Here is a 16,485-nt window from a genome sequence, read left to right as displayed (position 1 = left end):
TGCCGAGAAATAGTCCGGGAGTTGTGTCGGGAAATCTCGGGGGAGTTGCATATTGGCGCGCCCTGGCTTGTGGCCGGGGCCGCACCCGGGCGGCTCGGTAAGCCGCCACTCCCGGCAGCTACGGGCTTACTGCTCGCGCAGACGGTACGGCTTCAGCGTCATCATCGCATTGCCGCCCACACCCTTGTAGTCGGTGTAGGTCTTGCCTTTTTCCAGCGTGTAGAAGCTGTCGATGTAGTCGTCGTCATTGCTGAACCAGTGGGCCGGCATGGCTTGCAGGATGGCACCGGCGACGGTGGCGATGGCGGCGAATTCCGGCTTGAAGGCCAGCAGAATCTTCTCGACGCCCGAGACGATGGCCACCACCAGGTCTTGGTAGTTGGTGTTATCGTCGTGCTCGAACAGTTGCAGGTTGGCTGCGGCGTAGCGGTAGTTGCTCCAGAACAGCACCAGTTGGTTCGGGGCGTAGTCGGTGTTGGCATAGTCGAGGTAAGGCATATCGACCACGGCGATGGTCGGCTTTTCCTCGGACGGGTTGATGCCCGACACCAGCGCGTAGACTTCGGCCTTGCCCGAGATCCACGGTTCTTCGTCGGTTGCCAGACGGATCTTCTCGAGCTTGGTGGTTTCAACGTAGCCAGCGCGCGGACGCACGTTCAGGCCACCCCAGCCACGGCTCTTGAAGGCTTCGTTCATCATGGCCACGCCGGCGCGCAGGTCTTCGCTGCCATTGATGTCGGCGACCAGCACCGGCATCGACGGCTGCACCTTGGCGTCGAGTTTGTGGACATTGCCGAAGCGGTCATAGGCTTCCACTTCCTTCCAGTGCTTGTCGTCACCGGCCGGTTCGAACGCCACCAGCATGTTGCTGGTATCGACGTTCTCGGTGGACATGCCCTGCGGGGCCACCATACGAACCTGGAGCAGACCCTTGCTGTAGGCGGTGATGCCCTTGTGCTGGCGTGTGGCCAGATCCATGGCTTGCAGCGTGTCGGCGGCTTCGGCCTTGGCGATGTTCATCGGATCGCGCTGACGGTATTCACTCATCAGCGGGTTGATCATCACTTCACGCTGACCTTGCAGCTTTTCGCTCAGCAGATGGGAGAACGACGGATCATTGAGCATCTGGGCCACATCGACGGCCAGCTTGCGCTTGGCTTGATCGACGAACTGCAGTTGCTCGATATGGGGCGTCTTCTCGACGGCGGGGGTGGCGGCCAGGGCCTGTGTGGCGCCCAGCGCCAACAGGGTCAGGGCGAACAACGGACGTTTGATCATGGGGTTACAACTCCTCTTGCACGTGATGGTTGGCGTACCGGTACCGTGCCGGCACGTTGTCGGCAACGGGTGGCGTGCTCCACCCGTCATGTAAGTGACCGGCACAGCTTATGAGGGCCCCATATTCAATGCCAACCGTATATTATTTTTTGTTGTGAATATGCCGCAGTTTTAAATTGTTGAACTTAAGTCTGACGTAAGAATTGGTACGGCCGTGTCGAAAACGGCTCCAGGTCTGGATTTCAGCCTGTTGAGCCTGTCATTACAATGGGCTGGATTGCCCTGTCTAGGAGATTTTCGATGTCCCGCAAGCTCTACAATTACTTTCGCTCGTCCGCTGCCTGGCGAGTCCGCATTGCTCTGGCATGGAAAGGCTTGGACTACGAGACCGTATCCATCCACCTGCTGCGCGATGGCGGTCAACAGCACAGCGAGGTTTTCCGGGCGCTCAATCCGCAAGGGCTGGTGCCGGCACTGGTCGATGACGGTGCGGTACTGACCCAGTCGCTGGCGATCTGCGAATATCTGGAAGAGCGTTATCCCTATCCGCCGCTGCTGCCCGGCAATGCGATCGAGCGGGCCCAGGTGCGGGCCAGTGCATTGTCGATTGCCTGTGATATTCATCCGATCAATAACTTACGGGTGATCCAATACCTGAAGAACACGCTGGGCCACGACCAGCAGCAGGTGGACGATTGGTATCGCCACTGGATACGTCTGGGTTTCGAGGCACTCGAAACGCGCCTGGCCAACAACGGCGCCAATCTGTTCTGCCATGGCGACGCGGTGACGCTGGCCGACATCTGCCTGGTGCCGCAGATGTTCAATGCCCGCCGCTTGCAGCTCGATCTGCAAGCCTTCCCGACGCTATGCCGGATCGATGCCCATCTCAACACGCTGCATGCCTTCTCCGAAACGCATCCGAGCAAGCAGGCCGACGCCGAGTAGGGCGGACGCCAACAATCGGTTCGACCGGCCAGGGCCGCCTGATCCAAGGCGGCCCTGGCTTTTTTTGCGGGCAAAATGAAAAAATAAAGAAAAACAACTGCCAGAAGTGGCCCTGTAAATATATATAAATACAAATTTCTGTCCAATATCTCTGACAATCGATCTGATGCATCGGGCTGTTCAATTCCTCCTCCCACCTTCACAGGCAGCCGCAAGGCCAGGCCGTCTCAGCCAGGGGATTTCATGAAAATTTCCTTTATTTTGTATACGAGCTAATGCTCTGTACAGCATTTGTCATAAAACTGCCATCCAGTTCCTGTTCGCCTCCTCCTCCGACTTCTCTCTGTCTCCTTATCTGTCGTCGAATTGCCGACTCCAAAGCGGAGATAAATAAAAGAAAAACGATTCATCGAGTTCACTTCCGTATCGGTCAATACACAGTGATATTCATGGTCAACAAAGATGGAGAAGCGCCCAGATCAGTGGCTTTATGGCAGGGCAGAAGGCGAGGTTGGGTATTTCAAGGGACGGGTTGGGAGGTGGGGTCAGGGTTTTTGAATTCAAGTTGATGTTTTGTTTCGGGTTTATTTGGTCTGGAATGGTTTATGCCTGCTTGGATGCAACTGTGAGTTGTTAATCATGGGCTTATGTTTTTCGGAAGAGTGTGAGTAGAATCCGGTGCTTTGCCATCCATGGAACTGCATTGGCTTTATTGGTTGCAGAAAAATGGACACAGTTTGTGCGTAAATTGCACGGTAGTTTTCTTTGAAATCTTTCGGAATTCTTACGTCGGGCCTCTTATAAGGCATGGCGTAAGTCATTTGAGAATAAGTCCCGGAGTCGGGACGACTTATCGAGGAAATCCTTCATTGAATAGCAATAAACGTAAGGCTTTTGTTAGCGCACTGGCGTCACCGCTCATTGGCCTGCTGGGTCCGGCGGTGCTGGCGGCTGAAGCACTGCCTGGCGAAGCTGCCCGGCTCCGGGTCAAGCTGCTGGCGCCGACCGAAGCTGCACCGCGTATCGACGGTCATCTTGATGAGGCGATCTGGGCCCAGGTGCCGCCTCATGATGGTTTCTATCAGTATGAGCCGGCTGACAACCAGGTCGCCCCGAGTGAATTGCGCACTACGGTGCAGGTGTTGGCCGACCGCGACGCGCTGATCATTGGCGTGCGCGCCTGGGATAAGCCCGAACAGATTCATGGCGTGCTGACCCGGCGTGATCAGGTCTACCGTGATCAGGACTTTATCTCGGTCTGGCTCGATCCCACCGGGCGTGGTGGTGCGGCGCAGTTTATCCGGGTCGGCGTGGCCGGCAGTCTGGCCGATGGTCTCTACCGGGCCGACGAAGACAAAAACGATTTCGGCCCCGATTTCCCCATCGAGGCCGCCGTGCAGCGCCTGTCCGATGGCTACAGCATGGAAATCCGCTGGCCGCTGGCCAGTCTGCGCTACCCCTATGTCGATGGTGCGCCCTGGCGCATTACCGTGGCGCGCAGCATCCCGCACGCCGATGGCATGTTGTTGCTCAGTGCGCCACTGACCAAGGACGACCTGAATCTGCTGTCGAGACAGCAGCAGATGGAAGGGCTGGACGAGCTGCTGGGCGAAGTGCGCGACCGCAGTTTTCTCAGCGTGCGGCCTGAACTGACGCTGCGCCAGCGTCGGAGCAGAGAAGCGCGCGACAGCAAGGCCAGCCTGGGCGCGGATATTCACTGGCGGCCGCGGGCCGACTGGGTGTTCAACGCCACCCTCAACCCCGATTTCTCCCAGGTCGAACTCGATGTACCGACCAGCAGCGGCGCCAGCCGGATTGCACTCAGCCTGCCTGAAAAGCGCGCATTTTTTCTGGAGAGCGCAGACGTGCTGGGCTTGCCGCTGCCGGCCTTTTATTCGCGCACGATTACCGACCCGCGCTGGGGCGCGCGTGCCACCTGGCGCGGTGCCAATGCCGACGCCACGGTGTTGAGCGTCAATGACGACCAGGGCGGTACGCTGTTGCGTGGCAGCCCTTATCTGACCGAGGAATGGCGGCAGACGCGGGTATCACAGGCCAGTCTGGTGCGGGCCCGCTGGCATGGACAGTTGGCGTCGTGGGGGCTGCTGGCGTCGGCACGCGATTACGGTGAAGGTCGCCAGAACCGGGCGGTCGGGCTCGATGGCCAATGGCGTGGTGCGCTCGGTGAAGGCGGGCAGGGGCAGTTGCGCTGGACCATGCTGCGCTCGGACAACACAGCCGGTTTCGACGAAGACGGCAATCCCTGGCGCTCGCCCCGGCGTGAAGGCAGCTATCTGTCGGCCAAGGCCGATTACCGCTCGGCGGACTGGATTCATGAAATCGACTGGCAATGGATCGGTCCTGGCTTTGTCCACGACAACGGCTTCGTCGCCCAGTCCGGCGTACGCAATACCGAGTGGAAAATCACCCGCCGCCTGGGCGACCCGAGCCTCGTTCTGGCCGGCTCGACGCTGTCGCTGTATGACCTGGAAGCGACGCTAGCCTTGTTCGACAGCCGCACCCTGGCCGATCCGACCCATCAAATACCAGGCGGCGAAGTGGTGGAACGGCGCTTCCAGCCCGGCATTTCGCTATGGGCGGCGCGGCGGACCAATCTCTGGCTCGACCTGGGCCTTGATCAGCGCCGCGCCCGGCCTTATGGTCGGCTGCATGAGATACCGGCCGTCCATCTCGGCTTTGAATCGGCACCGTGGCCGTGGCTGGCCAGTATCAGCGGCGAATTCACCGTGGGCCGCCGGCTCGACGATGAAGCCGACCGGGTAGGGCGCGGTGGTAACGGCTGGCTCGAAGCCCAGTTGCGCTTTCCGCTGCGCGGCGGCTGGAGCCTTGAGTCGGATCACCGCTGGAGCCGGGCCTGGGTGCGCGATCCGGCCGGACAACCCGCTTATATCGAAAGCAGCTGGCGTTGGCTGGCGGTGCTTCATCTGAGCCCGCGCGACTCGCTGCGCTGGATTGCCCAGAACACGCTGCTTGAACACCGGGCCGATGTGCGGGCCGATATCGAACCGTGGGCCGAGCGTGAACGGCATCGCTCGCTGCTGTATCGCCATAGCTGGGGCCATGGTCGCTCCTGGAGCGCCGGTTGGGTGCGCGAGCGCGCACCCGGGCGGGAGAGCCGGGAGCTGACGGTCAAGTTGCAGTGGGAGCTTTGACAGCGCCTCGTCAGCCTCGATAGCGCGTCCAAGTCCGCAATCCCAGAGCGGTTAAGGATGCGCACTTAGCGTCCGGGTCCGGCCCAAACCGGCCCCGGACCCTCTGCCCAAGCCTGCTCTCCAGCGCGTCCTCCTCCCCGGCAAGCAAAAGGGTCGGGCAGTATCGACTGGCACCCGGCTCGCAAAATGGTCTATGTCGTTCGCCATGGCCGAGCCAGCCGAGCCGCCTGAGCTTGCCGCTGCCCAGTTTTCTTTCTGCACCGATTGGCATTTTTTTATATCGCCAATTTCTTTGTGTGAATTGCTTACTGCAAACTGTCCCAAAAATTGAATCGGCGATATTGGTACAAGCCGGTCAATGTCGGCGCCGACTATTGCGCCAAAACCACACTTGTATTTTCTTGCTCGATAAGCCCACCCGATAAACCGGGTTGACGGCTTTTTTTGTCGCGTTGCCGCGACCGGAATTTTCGATAGCCGAATTTATTGTGTCGATGCGGCAGTGGAGGCGGAGGTGGCTGAACACGCCACTGTCCAATAGATTCCGGAAGCGACCCCGCTTGCCTTGTGTGTTGATTATTCTGGAGAAATTCGCCGGGCATCCTTCGGTTGGAGGAAGGGGTAAAGGTGGCTTTGCAGTGATTTCATTAATTATTCATTGATTATATTGGACGGCCTTCCCAGTCAATTGCTTCTTTCTCAAGTTTTGCCTGGCTTTACATCCGATCGGCTTGAACTAGATTCTTATGACCGCGTGGTCATGGATCGGTCTGCTCTGACCCGCTTTCGTCAAGTTGTCATCAAAGACCGATTAGCCTTAGCAGCGATCCTAATAAGAATTTGCGGACCAGCACATGGCGCCAGACAAAGGGTATTCGATGCTTAAATCCGCGATGCCGCCCGCTGAGGTGGTGACTCCCGAGGACATATCACTCGATTACCAATTGGATGACGCCCTGTTGGCTGAGCGCGGTCGGGTATTCCTGACCGGCATGCGGGCGCTGGTGCGCTTGCCCTTGTGGCAAAGCGAGTTGGATCGACGTGCCGGCCTCAAGACCGGGGGTTTTGTCAGCGGCTACCGTGGCTCGCCCCTGGGGGGCTACGACCAGCAGTTGCAGCAGGCGGCGGCGTGGCTGGCCGAGCGGCGGATTCGTTTTCTGCCGGCCGTCAACGAGGAAATGGCCGCCACGGCCGTGCTGGGCAGCCAGCGGGTTGAAGCCGACCCCGAACGTGAAGTCGCCGGGGTATTCGGCTTGTGGTACGGCAAGGGACCGGGGCTCGATCGCGCCGGCGATGCGCTGCGCCATGGTCACAGCTATGGTGCCTCGCCCCATGGCGGGGTGCTGGTGGTGGTCGGTGACGACCATGGCTGCGTGTCCTCGTCGATGTCGCATCAAAGCGAAGGAGTGATGGCGGCCTGGTCGATGCCGGTGCTTCACCCCGCCACCCTCGAGGAAGTGCTGGAATTCGGCCTCTATGGCTGGGCACTGTCGCGCTACTCGGGCGCCTGGGTCGGCCTCAAACTCGCCTCGGAAACCGCCAATACCGGCGCCTCGGTCTCTCTGGACCGGATACGCACCGTCTGGGAAAGCTCGCCCGACCCCGATAGCGATCTGCATAACCGCTGGCCTGATCTTCCCGGCATGGCCATCGAAGCGCGGCTGCCGCGCCGGCTCGCGGCCGTGGCCCGCTTTGCCGCCCGCCACAGCATCGACCGCTGGATCAACCGGGCGCCCACGGCCCGACTGGGCATCCTGACCTGCGGCAAGGCGGCGCTCGATGTCAGCGCCGCGCTCGACTATCTCGAACTCGACGAGGCAGAACGCGGCGCGGTCCGTATCTATAAGCCCGGCCTGGTGTTTCCGCTCGAACGACAAAGGCTGGCCGAATTCGCCCGCGGGCTGACGGCGGTGCTGGTGGTCGAGGAAAAAGGCCCGCTACTGGAAAACCAGTTGCGCGCCCAACTCTATAACCTGCCAGACGGTGAGCGGCCCCGGGTGCTCGGCAAGACCGATCTCGACGGCCGACCCCTGATTCCGCTGGTCGATGAACTGCGCCCCGCCATGCTGGCGCCCCTGTTCGCGGCTTTCCTGCGCAGCCAGGGCGGCCCGGTGCGCGACTGTCTATTGCCTGCGCTGCCCGACAGCACCGGCTTGCCGCGCCGCCTGCCGTTCTACTGCGCCGGCTGCCCGCACAATCTGTCCACCCGGGTGCCCGAAGGCTCAGAAGCGCATGGCGGCACCGGTTGCCACTTTATGGCGTCGTGGATGGAACGCGATACGGTGGGACTGGTGCAGATGGGCGGGGAGGGCGTGGACTGGGTAGCCCAGGCCGCCTTCACCCGGCGTCGCCATATCTTTCAGAACCTCGGTGACGGCACCTATTTCCACTCGGGCGTGCTGGCGATCCGCCAGGCCATCGCGGCCGGCACCGCCATCACCTTCAAGATTCTGTACAACGACGCGGTCGCGATGACGGGCGGCCAGGCGGTCGATGGCCGGCTGAGCGTGCCACAACTGGCCTGGCAACTGGCCCATGAAGGGGTGCGGGTGATTGCGGTGCTCGGCGAAGGGGTGGCCCGGCGGCGTGACCAGTTTCCGCCCGGTGCCTGGCTGGGCGAGCGCGATCAGCTCGACAGCATGCAGCGCCGCTTGCGTGAGATCGACGGCGTCTCGGCACTGATCTTCGACCAGACCTGTGCCGCCGAACTGCGGCGGCGGCGCAAGCGCCAGCCCGAGACGGTGCCGGCTACCCGGGTGTTTATCCATCCCGAACTGTGCGACGGCTGCGGCGATTGCGGGGTTCAGTCCAACTGCGTGGCGATCGAGCCGTTCGATACCCCGCTTGGCCGCAAGCGCCGGATCGACCAGTCGGCCTGCAACCGCGATACCGCCTGCCTCGACGGCTTCTGCCCCAGCATGTTGAGCCTCCATGGCGCCAAGCCGCGTCGGCCGGCCGAGCTGGGCGAGCTGCTGGAACAGCTGGTGGCCCGGCTCAGCCCGCCGCCTGCCGCCTTGCCCGACGGGCCGAGCTGCGATGTGGTGGTGGCCGGAATCGGCGGCACGGGCGTGGTGACGGTCGGCGCCATTATCGCGATGGCAGCCCATCTGTGCGGCCGCGCGGTTTCCTCGCTCGACTACACCGGCATGGCGCAAAAGGGTGGGGCGGTCCATTCGTTTGTCCGCTTTGCCGACGCCTCGGTCGGTCTGCAGCAAAGCCGGGTCGACCATGGCCGTGCCCATCTGGTGCTGGCGTGCGATCTGGTGGTGGGGGCGAGTCCGCAGGTACTGGCAACGCTGCGGCCGGGTCATAGCCATGTGGTGCTCGACCCGCGCGAGACCCCGACCCATCAGTTTGTGCAGGACCCCGATGCCCGGCTCGACGGCGCCGCCCTGCAAGCGGCACTGAGCCGGGCCGCCGGCCGCACGCCGGCGCTGTGCGAAGCGCAGAACCTGAGCCGGCGGCTGTTGGGCGATGCGGTGTGCGCCAATATGGTGCTGCTCGGTTTCGCCTTCCAGCGCGGCTGGCTGCCGCTGCCACTCGCTGCGCTGCAACGGGCGATCGAACTCAATGCGGTGGCGGTGACGCAGAATCTGCGCGCCTTTGCGCTGGGTCGGCTTGCCGCCGTCGATGCCGTGCCGCTGCCCGAACCGTCGCCCTGGCAGCGCGAGGAGGCGCCGCCACAGGATGTCGAGGCACTGCTGGCCCGCACCATGAGTCTGCTTGGCGCCTACCAGAACCGCCGCTACGCCGAGCGTTATCGCCAGATGGTCGATACGGTGCGGCGACGTGAACGGGCCTTGTTGGGCGAGGAGGCCACACTGCCGCTGACCCTGGCCGTCGCGACCAGTCTGGCGCGCCTGATGGCCTACAAGGACGAATACGAAGTCGCCCGCCTGCTCAGCGATGGTGTTCTGCAAGCGCGGCTGGGCGAGAGCTTCGACGGTACGCCCGGGCAGGACTATCGCTTCACTTTCCATCTGGCGCCGCCGCTGTGGCTGTCGCGCCGCCGACGTGGCAAGCGGCCGGCCAAGACCCGCTTCGGCCAGGCGTTCCGCTGGCCGCTGACGCTGCTGGCCGCGCTCAAGCCGCTGCGCGGCACCCTGCTCGACCCGTTCGGCTGGACCCATGAGCGCCGGCTGGAGCGCCGGCTGGTCGGCTGCTATGTGCTCCATATCAATCTGATCCTGAGCCAGCTCAATCTCGGCAACCATGGCGACGCGGTGAGTTTCGCCAAGGCGGCCCAGGGCATACGCGGCTTCGGGCCGGTCAAGCTGGCCAATGTGGCGCGGGTCGAAGCGATCGAGCGCCGGCTGGCCCATCGGCTCGGGATCAGTTACCAGTCGCCGCTGGGCGAGCCGCGCGACGAGGCGGAAACGCTGGCCGCGCCGCGCCGGGTGATTCCACTCAAGCAGGTGCCCTGAGGGCTGCCACGCGCTACAGGAGACGCCACCCGTCCTTTCGACCTGCCCAGCCCTTTGTTTACAGGCACCCGCCCGTCGGTCCGGTTGCCTGCCGCCCAGGTGGCGGACCATTCGATGACAAATTGTGATCGATGGTCTTCTATTTTTCATTTTTATCTAAAAGCAAATCTATATGTTGCAAGCTTAATACCGAAAATTTTATTTTCTTGTGTGGACCGACCCGCCGAGCGGGCTTTGTGTATAGAATCGGCCGGCGTGATCCAAACGACAAAGCGCCGGGCATTCGACCCGGCCGGCACAGGGGAGACGGCATGCGTGACGCCGCGACTATCCGGGCTGCTAAGGGCGGCCGAGTATGGTGGAGTGGCCGATGACGGGCGCTAGCACCGATCCGTGGTTTCCATTCGGGCTGGGCGGCGAGGCGCCGCTGCGGCTGTTCTGTCTGCCTTATGCCGGTGGCGGGGCTTCCAATTTCCTGCCCTGGCGTCTGGCCCTGCGGCCTTGGGCGGTGGCGCCGGTGCAGTATCCGGGCCATGAGACCCATCTCCACGCTCCCTGTCTGCGCGACTTCGGCACGATGGTCGAGGCCCTGGCCCAGGCACTGCTTCCCTATCTCGACCGGCCGTATGGGCTGTTTGGCTACAGCATGGGGGCGCGGCTGGCGCTGGCGCTCGAGAACCGCCTGGCTGAGCTGGGCTGTCCGCCGCCGCAGCAGTTATGGGTGGCGGCCAACCGGGCGCCCGACGGCGTTGCCCATCATCAGGGCGTGTCCGCCTTGCCGCAGGCCGAATTCATCGAATATGTGCGCCGCTATGACGGGGTGCCTGAGATGGTGCTGGCCGATCCCGAGTGGTCGGAAATGGTGTTCCGGGTCCTGCGCCACGATTTCGCGCTGATCGAGAGTGCTACCTTGCCCCGCCCCAGCCGCTGCCCGCTGATCGGCTACTGCGGCCGTGACGACGACAGCGCCAATGCCGCCCTGATGGCCGGTTGGGCTGCCTATGCCCCGCTGGGCTTCGTGCTGCGCGAGTTCGTGGGCGGGCATTTCTTCTTGCGCAGTGCACCGGAATTCCTGGCATGCCTGGGCACCGATCTGGCGGCGCTCCATCGCGAGGCTTCCCATGCATCATAAGCTCACCTTCCGCCCGGCCCTGGCCCTGTTGCTGGCCTGTTCGCTCAGCCTGCCGGTAGCGGCCGACCCGCCGCATGCGGGGCCGGTGACCCGGGCTGCCCAGATCCTGCAAGAGGATGAATCGCTGCAAAGCGCCATCCGGCGCAAACGGCCGCCTGGACCGATTCTGGTGGCCATCGGCTCGGCGCTGCTGTTCGGGGTGCCCGAGGCCACCGGTCTGCCGCGCGCCTGTTCGCCGCAACTGCGGGTGGTGAACTTCTCCAATGCCGCGATCAGCGATATCGCCTTCAGCATCCATTTCTTCACCCGCAAGGACGAGCGCAGCGTCGGCTCGACCGTCACCAACTTTATCAAGGTGCCGGTGCAAGGCTCGGTATTCCGCTACTTCTACCAGCTCGATACCGACCAGTGCATCGGCCTGAAAGGCCAGGTCAAGGTGATCCATTGCGTCTATGCCGATGGCCGTGACTGCGGTCCCGATATTCGTCCGGTCGACGGCGGGGCCATTCCGCTGTACCGCCAGGATTGAACCGACCCAGCGACCGGACCGGTCGCCGGCTTACCCGAGGGAGTGCTATGCCCGTACCGTTTGTGCTGTATCTCGCCCTGTGTGCCATGGTGGCCTATCTGGGACGGCAGAGTCAGCTTGGTTTCTTCCGCTGCTTTCTGTTTTCGGTGATCGTCACTCCGGTGATCATGCTGTTGTATCTGCTGATGTTCGTCTCGCTCGAAACCGAGCTGCGACGCAAACAGGAACGCCGACCGTGAAGGGCAACGGGACCAATCCATGAAGCTCGTTGAACTCCTGGTCAAGGAAAGCAAGACCTCGCTGCGCCGGCTGGCGCTGATGGCGGTGATCGCCGGTGGCGCCAACGCGGCGGTGCTGGCCATCGTCAACCATGCGGCGGTGGCGCTCGAACGGGGCGAGTCGCAGTTCTATTCGATCGTGCTGTTCGGGCTGGCGATCAGCGCCTATGTCTATGCCCAGCGCTATGTGCTGATCGTCACCACCGACGAGGTGGAAAATATCGTGCATCGCCACCGCCGCCGGCTGATCGACCGGCTCCATCGCAGCGAATTGAGCGGCGTGGAGCATATTGGCCGCGGCCTGATCTTCAATGCGATCACCGCCGACACCCAGGTGATCTCGCAGACGGCCAGCGGTCTGGTGCTGGGGGCGCAGGCGGGCATTCTGATCGTGTGGGCGGCGATCTATCTGGCGGCCATCTCACCGGCTTCGCTGCTGTTGACGGTGATGGTGCTGGCCGTGTCGGCGCAGATCTACCGGCGCAAGATCCGCACCGTCAAAGCGGCATTGCAGCGCGCCGGGATGGAACAGGGTCAGTTGCATGACCTGGTGAGCGGGGTGCTCGAAGGCTTCAAGGAAATCAAGCTGTCGACGCGGCGGGCCTATGCAGTGATCCGCGATGCCTCGGAAGCCTCGGCCCGCACGGCGGCTTTCCGCAAGCAGGCACAGCGGGCGCTGGCGACCCACTTCATCTTTGCCCAGTTGTCGTTCTTCGTGCTGCTGGGGGCAGTGGTGTTTCTGATGCCGGCACTGAGTCCGAGCTATTCCGAAACCATCATGAAGACTCTGACGGCGGTGATGTTCCTGATCGGGCCGATCTCCGGGGTGATGACCGCCGTGCCGCAGATGGCGATGGCCAATGCCGCGGCTGAGAATATCGAGCGGCTGTCCTTGCTGCTCGACGCCAATCTGAAGGAGCCCGAGGCGCGCACCGACGAGGTCGGCGCGCCGCTGACCGAGCAGACCTTCTCGCGGCTCGATCTGCACCGGGTGTTCTTCCGCCATGAGCAGGGCGAGAACCGGTTCTCGGTCGGGCCGATCGATCTGACGGTGCGTGCCGGCGAAGTGATCTTTATCACGGGCGGCAACGGCAGCGGCAAGACCACCTTTCTGCGCCTGCTGACCGGGCTCTATCCGCCGGCTTCGGGCGAGATTGTCCTTGACGGCATCCGCATCGACCGCGAGCGGGTGCAGGACTATCGCAATCTGTTCTGCGGCGTGTTCGCCGATTTCCATCTGTTTCCCAAGCTCTACGGCTTGCCTACGCCCGATCCGGACGAGGCATTGCGCTGGACCGAGCATATGGAGATCGCCGACAAGGTGCGCATCCTGCCCGACCGCTTTTCGACGGTGGAGCTGTCGACCGGCCAGCGCAAGCGGCTAGCCTATATCGCGGCGGTGCTGGAGGAGAAGCCCATCGTGATCCTCGACGAGTGGGCAGCCGACCAGGACCCGCATTTCCGCGCCAAGTTCTACAACGAGCTGATTCCTGAACTGAAGGTATTGGGCAAGACCGTGATCGCCATCACCCACGACGACCGTTACTTCCATCAGGCCGATCGCCGCCTCCATATGGACGAAGGCCGACTGACCGAACTGTATAAGGAGCCGGTCCATGAATAGCCCACTGGTGCTGGACCCGCTGCAACTGCCGCCCGAGGAGTCGTGGCGGGTCGGTTTCTGGGATCGGCTCAAGGTCCGTCTGCGCCGCTACCGTGACGATCTGCTGATCGCCGGTCTGATTCTGCTTGCGCTGATCATTTTCACTTTGCCCCTGATCATCCATACGATCCCGGCTGGTCATGTCGGGGTGCGCTGGAAGCGTTTCCTTGGCGGTACCGAGGAAGGCATGCCCGAGAGCGAAGGCACGATCTTCACCTGGCCGTGGGACAAGGTGGCGATCTATGACCTGCGCCTGCGTCAGGTCGAGCGGCAGATCGAGGTGTTGTCATCCGATGGCCTCAGCATCTCGGTCGATCTGGTATGGCGCTACCGGCTGGTGCGTGGCTCGGTGGGCCGGCTGCATAAGTATGTCGGTCCCAAATACGAGGAAGACCTGCTCAACCCGACCGTGACGGCGCGTGCCCGCGATGTGCTGTCGGTCTATCGCCCTGATGAGATCTATACCGAGCGGCGACTGGTGATCCAGTCGACCATCGCCCGCACGGTGCGCGAAGAGCTGCGCAACAACTTCAACCCCGATCCCGACCCCGACAGCCCGCAGGCTCGGATCGACAAGGCCGACCTGAAGCACGAGGTCGAGGCACTCAAGCGGATCGACCCCGATGCCGCGAGTTCGCTGGTCCAGGCGGCCGAGCGAGCCATCGAGGAGCAGCGGCGCATCGAGTTGCAGTGCTCCAAGCTCGACCCGGGCTATCGCAAGGACAAGTGCCTCAACAGCATTCCGTGGTTTGTGCTCGAAGATGTGCTGATCAAGGGGATCACGCTGCCCAAGGGCGTGCAGGAAGCCATCGTGCGCAAGGCCGTGGCCTCGCATGAGGTCGAGGAGTTCGTGTTCAAGATCGCCCGCGAGGAGAAGGAAGCCGAACGCAAGCGGATCGAGGCACTGAGCATCCGCAACTTCCAGGAAATCATCAGCAATACCATGTCCGACACCTATCTGCGCTGGCGCGGCATCGAGGCCACCCTGGCCCTGGCCAATTCGCCCAATGCCAAGGTGGTGGTGATCGGCAACGGCAAGAACGGCCTGCCGCTGATCCTCAATACCGAGGAGGGCGGCCATGGCCTGCGCGGGACGCATGCTGCCGGCAACCAGAACAACAATTCGACGGTGGCAGCCCACTCAAGCACTGCCACGATACCTGCCAGTACCACGTCATCCACCAGCAGTACGGCAACGACCCCGGCCACCGCGACCACCACCACGCCAAGCAATGCGACGACCGCCACGACCGCGGCCACGGCTGCTGCGCCGGTGGTGGCGGCCGCGCAGCCCAGGCGGCATGGACATAGTGCGGTGATCCCGCAGAGCACCAGCCAGGACCGGGCCGTGCTGCGCGACAGCGTCGGCCAGCATGACCGCGCCCCGGCCAAGCCTCGTCAGCACACCGAAGCGGCAGAGCCGGACCAGTCATGGTGGCAACGTCTGCGGGCGGTATGGCAGACAGGGGGCTGAGGTGGGAAGCAGTTCGGAGCAAATGGAAAGATTCATGTGATTAACGTGCTAAGTATGGAGCCGGATATAAGCGTCTTTTTAAAAAATCGATAATTCTTGCTCCGGCTCCGGCTCCGGCTCCGGCTCCGGCTCCGGCTCCGGCTCCGGCTCCGGCTCCGGCTCCGGCTCCGGCTCCATCCGGTCCGACAGAGCTGTGGTGGAGCACGAACTCACAGGCTGCGTCAGCCGCAGCGCAGAGCAGCTTAAGGCGCTGTGGTGGGTATCCGGAGGGAAGTTTGTTTTGGTGGCAGAAGGGGGGCGGCTGGCTGATCTGCCTGGCGCTGCTGTTGGACGCTATGTTGAAAACGATCTTCGGCCGATAGGGCGGGCGTCATATTGGTCAGAGCTTCTGGAAAATACCGCATTCAGCAGGCGGTGAAAAATATCTGGAGGAAATCGCCTACGCATCCATCAATAAAATTCCAATAAATTCCCCCTAATTATTCGATTCTGGCAACGAATGGGTCTGGTATTCTGCTGTTGTATAAATGACAGCATTGCCTGGTGTGCGATCCGTCTGGGCGAATATTCTGAAATTACGTTATGCCTGCTTGCTGTGGCCGGGGTGATGCTTTTTTGTTGGTCGGTCCTGTATGAAAGTTTTTGGACAAATAGATTCAAGATTTGGTGCGGTAGTCGTTGATAAATAAAATAACCAGATAATATTTAATGTTTTTGTCATTCATTTTGTTGGCTCATAGTACCGCGCGTCGGATATTCCAAAAAATTTTTTAAAAACATTCAGCAGAACTATTCTGGATGTTCTATTGTTTGTTGGCTCCAGTGTCTCTTCACCATTGAAAAGGATACCGCCCATGGAAGCCGTAACACGCGAAACGAAAGTTCAAACCGGTCAACATGCCAATCAAGATGACCATTCCGAACCTTCCGCTCGGAACCTCTCGCTCGACGAGCGTATTGCCGCCACGTCCAGCACCATCGAAACCCATTCGCTCGTGGCCCTGACGGTCGGTCTGATTCCGGTGCCGGGGGTGGATGTACTGGCATTGAGCGGGGTACAGCTCAATCTGCTGCGCAAGCTCGGCAATTTCTATGGTCTGTCGCTGACCGACCAACTCGGCAAGAAGCTGATCGGCGCCGTGCTCGGCGCCTACGCCCCAGTGGCGATTGCCGCGCCGGTGGCCAGCGTGCTGAAGATCGTGCCCTTTGTCGGTCAACTGGCCGGCGCCGCGGCGGTCTCGATCACTGCCGGTGCCGCCACCTATGCCCTGGGCAAGGTGTTCGTGCAGCACTTCGAGTCGGGCGGCACCTTCCTCGACTTCGACCCGCGCTCGGTGTCTTCGCATTTCAGCAAGGCCTTTGCTGAAGGCAAGCAGTTCGTGCGTGAAGCCAAGGAAGCCGGCAAGGACGTGGTCGAGAACGTCAAGAAGTCGTAAGGCCTTCACCGTCTGTGGCTGCTGCGCGACTACAGACGGTGAGCTTGCTTCGGGTGGGACAGGCGTCAGGGAGACCGGGCAGACCGACGGCCGGCACAGGCCGGGTTGGCACGGGAGACGCAAGGCCGGCAGGTGCTCAGGCGCCGGGTC

The 16,485-nt window shown here is 62.1% G+C and carries 10 protein-coding genes; 9 read left to right on the top strand and 1 reads right to left on the bottom strand.

Annotated features, from left to right (window positions below; genetic code table 11):
- Nucleotides 1-126: 126 nt before the first annotated feature.
- A complete protein-coding gene (locus tag ACFOW7_RS07110; protein WP_378162542.1) occupies nucleotides 127-1,278 on the bottom strand; it encodes a DUF3103 family protein in 1,152 nt (383 codons plus the stop codon).
- Between the two features lie 300 nt (nucleotides 1,279-1,578).
- Here ACFOW7_RS07110 and maiA point away from each other — a divergent pair, with 300 nt between their 5' ends.
- The 9 genes from maiA (at nucleotide 1,579) to ACFOW7_RS07065 (ending at nucleotide 16,335) form a co-directional block, all read left to right on the top strand.
- Nucleotides 1,579-2,226: a maleylacetoacetate isomerase gene (gene maiA / locus ACFOW7_RS07105; RefSeq protein ID WP_378162540.1), complete on the top strand. Its 648-nt coding sequence runs from the start codon at nucleotides 1,579-1,581 to the stop codon at nucleotides 2,224-2,226.
- An 869-nt stretch (nucleotides 2,227-3,095) separates the two neighbouring features.
- Nucleotides 3,096-5,399 carry a hypothetical protein gene (locus ACFOW7_RS07100; protein WP_378162538.1) on the top strand — a complete coding sequence of 768 codons (2,304 nt, stop codon included), beginning with the start codon at nucleotides 3,096-3,098 and terminating at the stop codon, nucleotides 5,397-5,399.
- A gap of 878 nt (nucleotides 5,400-6,277) precedes the next feature.
- Entirely contained in the window at nucleotides 6,278-9,823 is a 3,546-nt protein-coding gene (locus ACFOW7_RS07095) for an indolepyruvate ferredoxin oxidoreductase family protein (protein ID WP_378162536.1), read from the top strand.
- A 370-nt stretch (nucleotides 9,824-10,193) separates the two neighbouring features.
- Complete coding sequence (locus ACFOW7_RS07090; protein WP_378162534.1) at nucleotides 10,194-10,955, top strand: thioesterase II family protein; 762 nt, start codon at nucleotides 10,194-10,196, stop codon at nucleotides 10,953-10,955.
- The gene (locus ACFOW7_RS07085) at nucleotides 10,945-11,484 is read left to right on the top strand and encodes a hypothetical protein (protein WP_378162532.1); all 540 of its coding nucleotides are present in this window, start codon (nucleotides 10,945-10,947) and stop codon (nucleotides 11,482-11,484) included. Before ACFOW7_RS07090 ends, ACFOW7_RS07085 begins: the two co-directional genes overlap by 11 nt.
- Nucleotides 11,485-11,531: 47 nt before the next feature.
- The gene (locus ACFOW7_RS07080) at nucleotides 11,532-11,723 is read left to right on the top strand and encodes a hypothetical protein (RefSeq protein ID WP_378162530.1); all 192 of its coding nucleotides are present in this window, start codon (nucleotides 11,532-11,534) and stop codon (nucleotides 11,721-11,723) included.
- 19 nt (nucleotides 11,724-11,742) lie between these two features.
- Nucleotides 11,743-13,386, top strand: coding sequence for a cyclic peptide export ABC transporter (locus ACFOW7_RS07075; protein ID WP_378162528.1), 1,644 nt, complete (start codon nucleotides 11,743-11,745; stop codon nucleotides 13,384-13,386).
- Nucleotides 13,379-14,899 carry a prohibitin family protein gene (locus tag ACFOW7_RS07070; protein ID WP_378162526.1) on the top strand — a complete coding sequence of 507 codons (1,521 nt, stop codon included), beginning with the start codon at nucleotides 13,379-13,381 and terminating at the stop codon, nucleotides 14,897-14,899. The genes ACFOW7_RS07075 and ACFOW7_RS07070 overlap by 8 nt, the downstream gene beginning before the upstream one ends.
- A gap of 854 nt (nucleotides 14,900-15,753) precedes the next feature.
- Nucleotides 15,754-16,335 (top strand): YcjF family protein, encoded by a 582-nt coding sequence (locus ACFOW7_RS07065; protein ID WP_378162524.1) that lies wholly within the window; start codon nucleotides 15,754-15,756, stop codon nucleotides 16,333-16,335.
- Nucleotides 16,336-16,485: the final 150 nt, after the last annotated feature.

It is taken from the genome of Chitinimonas lacunae, assembly GCF_042650885.1.
Lineage (GTDB): Bacteria > Pseudomonadota > Gammaproteobacteria > Burkholderiales > Chitinimonadaceae > Chitinimonas_A > Chitinimonas_A lacunae.
Note: the sequence above shows the minus strand (reverse complement) of the source record. Positions and strands in the feature narration are given on the sequence as shown.

Bases quoted from the DNA above. Each gene is read 5' to 3' on its own strand.
- maiA (WP_378162540.1), top strand. From the start codon at position 1,579: ATGTCCCGCAAGCTCTACAATTACTTTCGCTCGTCCGCTGCCTGGCGA.
- ACFOW7_RS07090 (WP_378162534.1), top strand. From the start codon at position 10,194: ATGACGGGCGCTAGCACCGATCCGTGGTTTCCATTCGGGCTGGGCGGC.
- ACFOW7_RS07075 (WP_378162528.1), top strand. From the start codon at position 11,743: ATGAAGCTCGTTGAACTCCTGGTCAAGGAAAGCAAGACCTCGCTGCGC.
- ACFOW7_RS07095 (WP_378162536.1), top strand. From the start codon at position 6,278: ATGCTTAAATCCGCGATGCCGCCCGCTGAGGTGGTGACTCCCGAGGAC.
- ACFOW7_RS07085 (WP_378162532.1), top strand. From the start codon at position 10,945: ATGCATCATAAGCTCACCTTCCGCCCGGCCCTGGCCCTGTTGCTGGCC.
- ACFOW7_RS07065 (WP_378162524.1), top strand. From the start codon at position 15,754: ATGGAAGCCGTAACACGCGAAACGAAAGTTCAAACCGGTCAACATGCC.
- ACFOW7_RS07110 (WP_378162542.1), bottom strand. From the start codon at position 1,278: ATGATCAAACGTCCGTTGTTCGCCCTGACCCTGTTGGCGCTGGGCGCC.
- ACFOW7_RS07080 (WP_378162530.1), top strand. From the start codon at position 11,532: ATGCCCGTACCGTTTGTGCTGTATCTCGCCCTGTGTGCCATGGTGGCC.
- ACFOW7_RS07070 (WP_378162526.1), top strand. From the start codon at position 13,379: ATGAATAGCCCACTGGTGCTGGACCCGCTGCAACTGCCGCCCGAGGAG.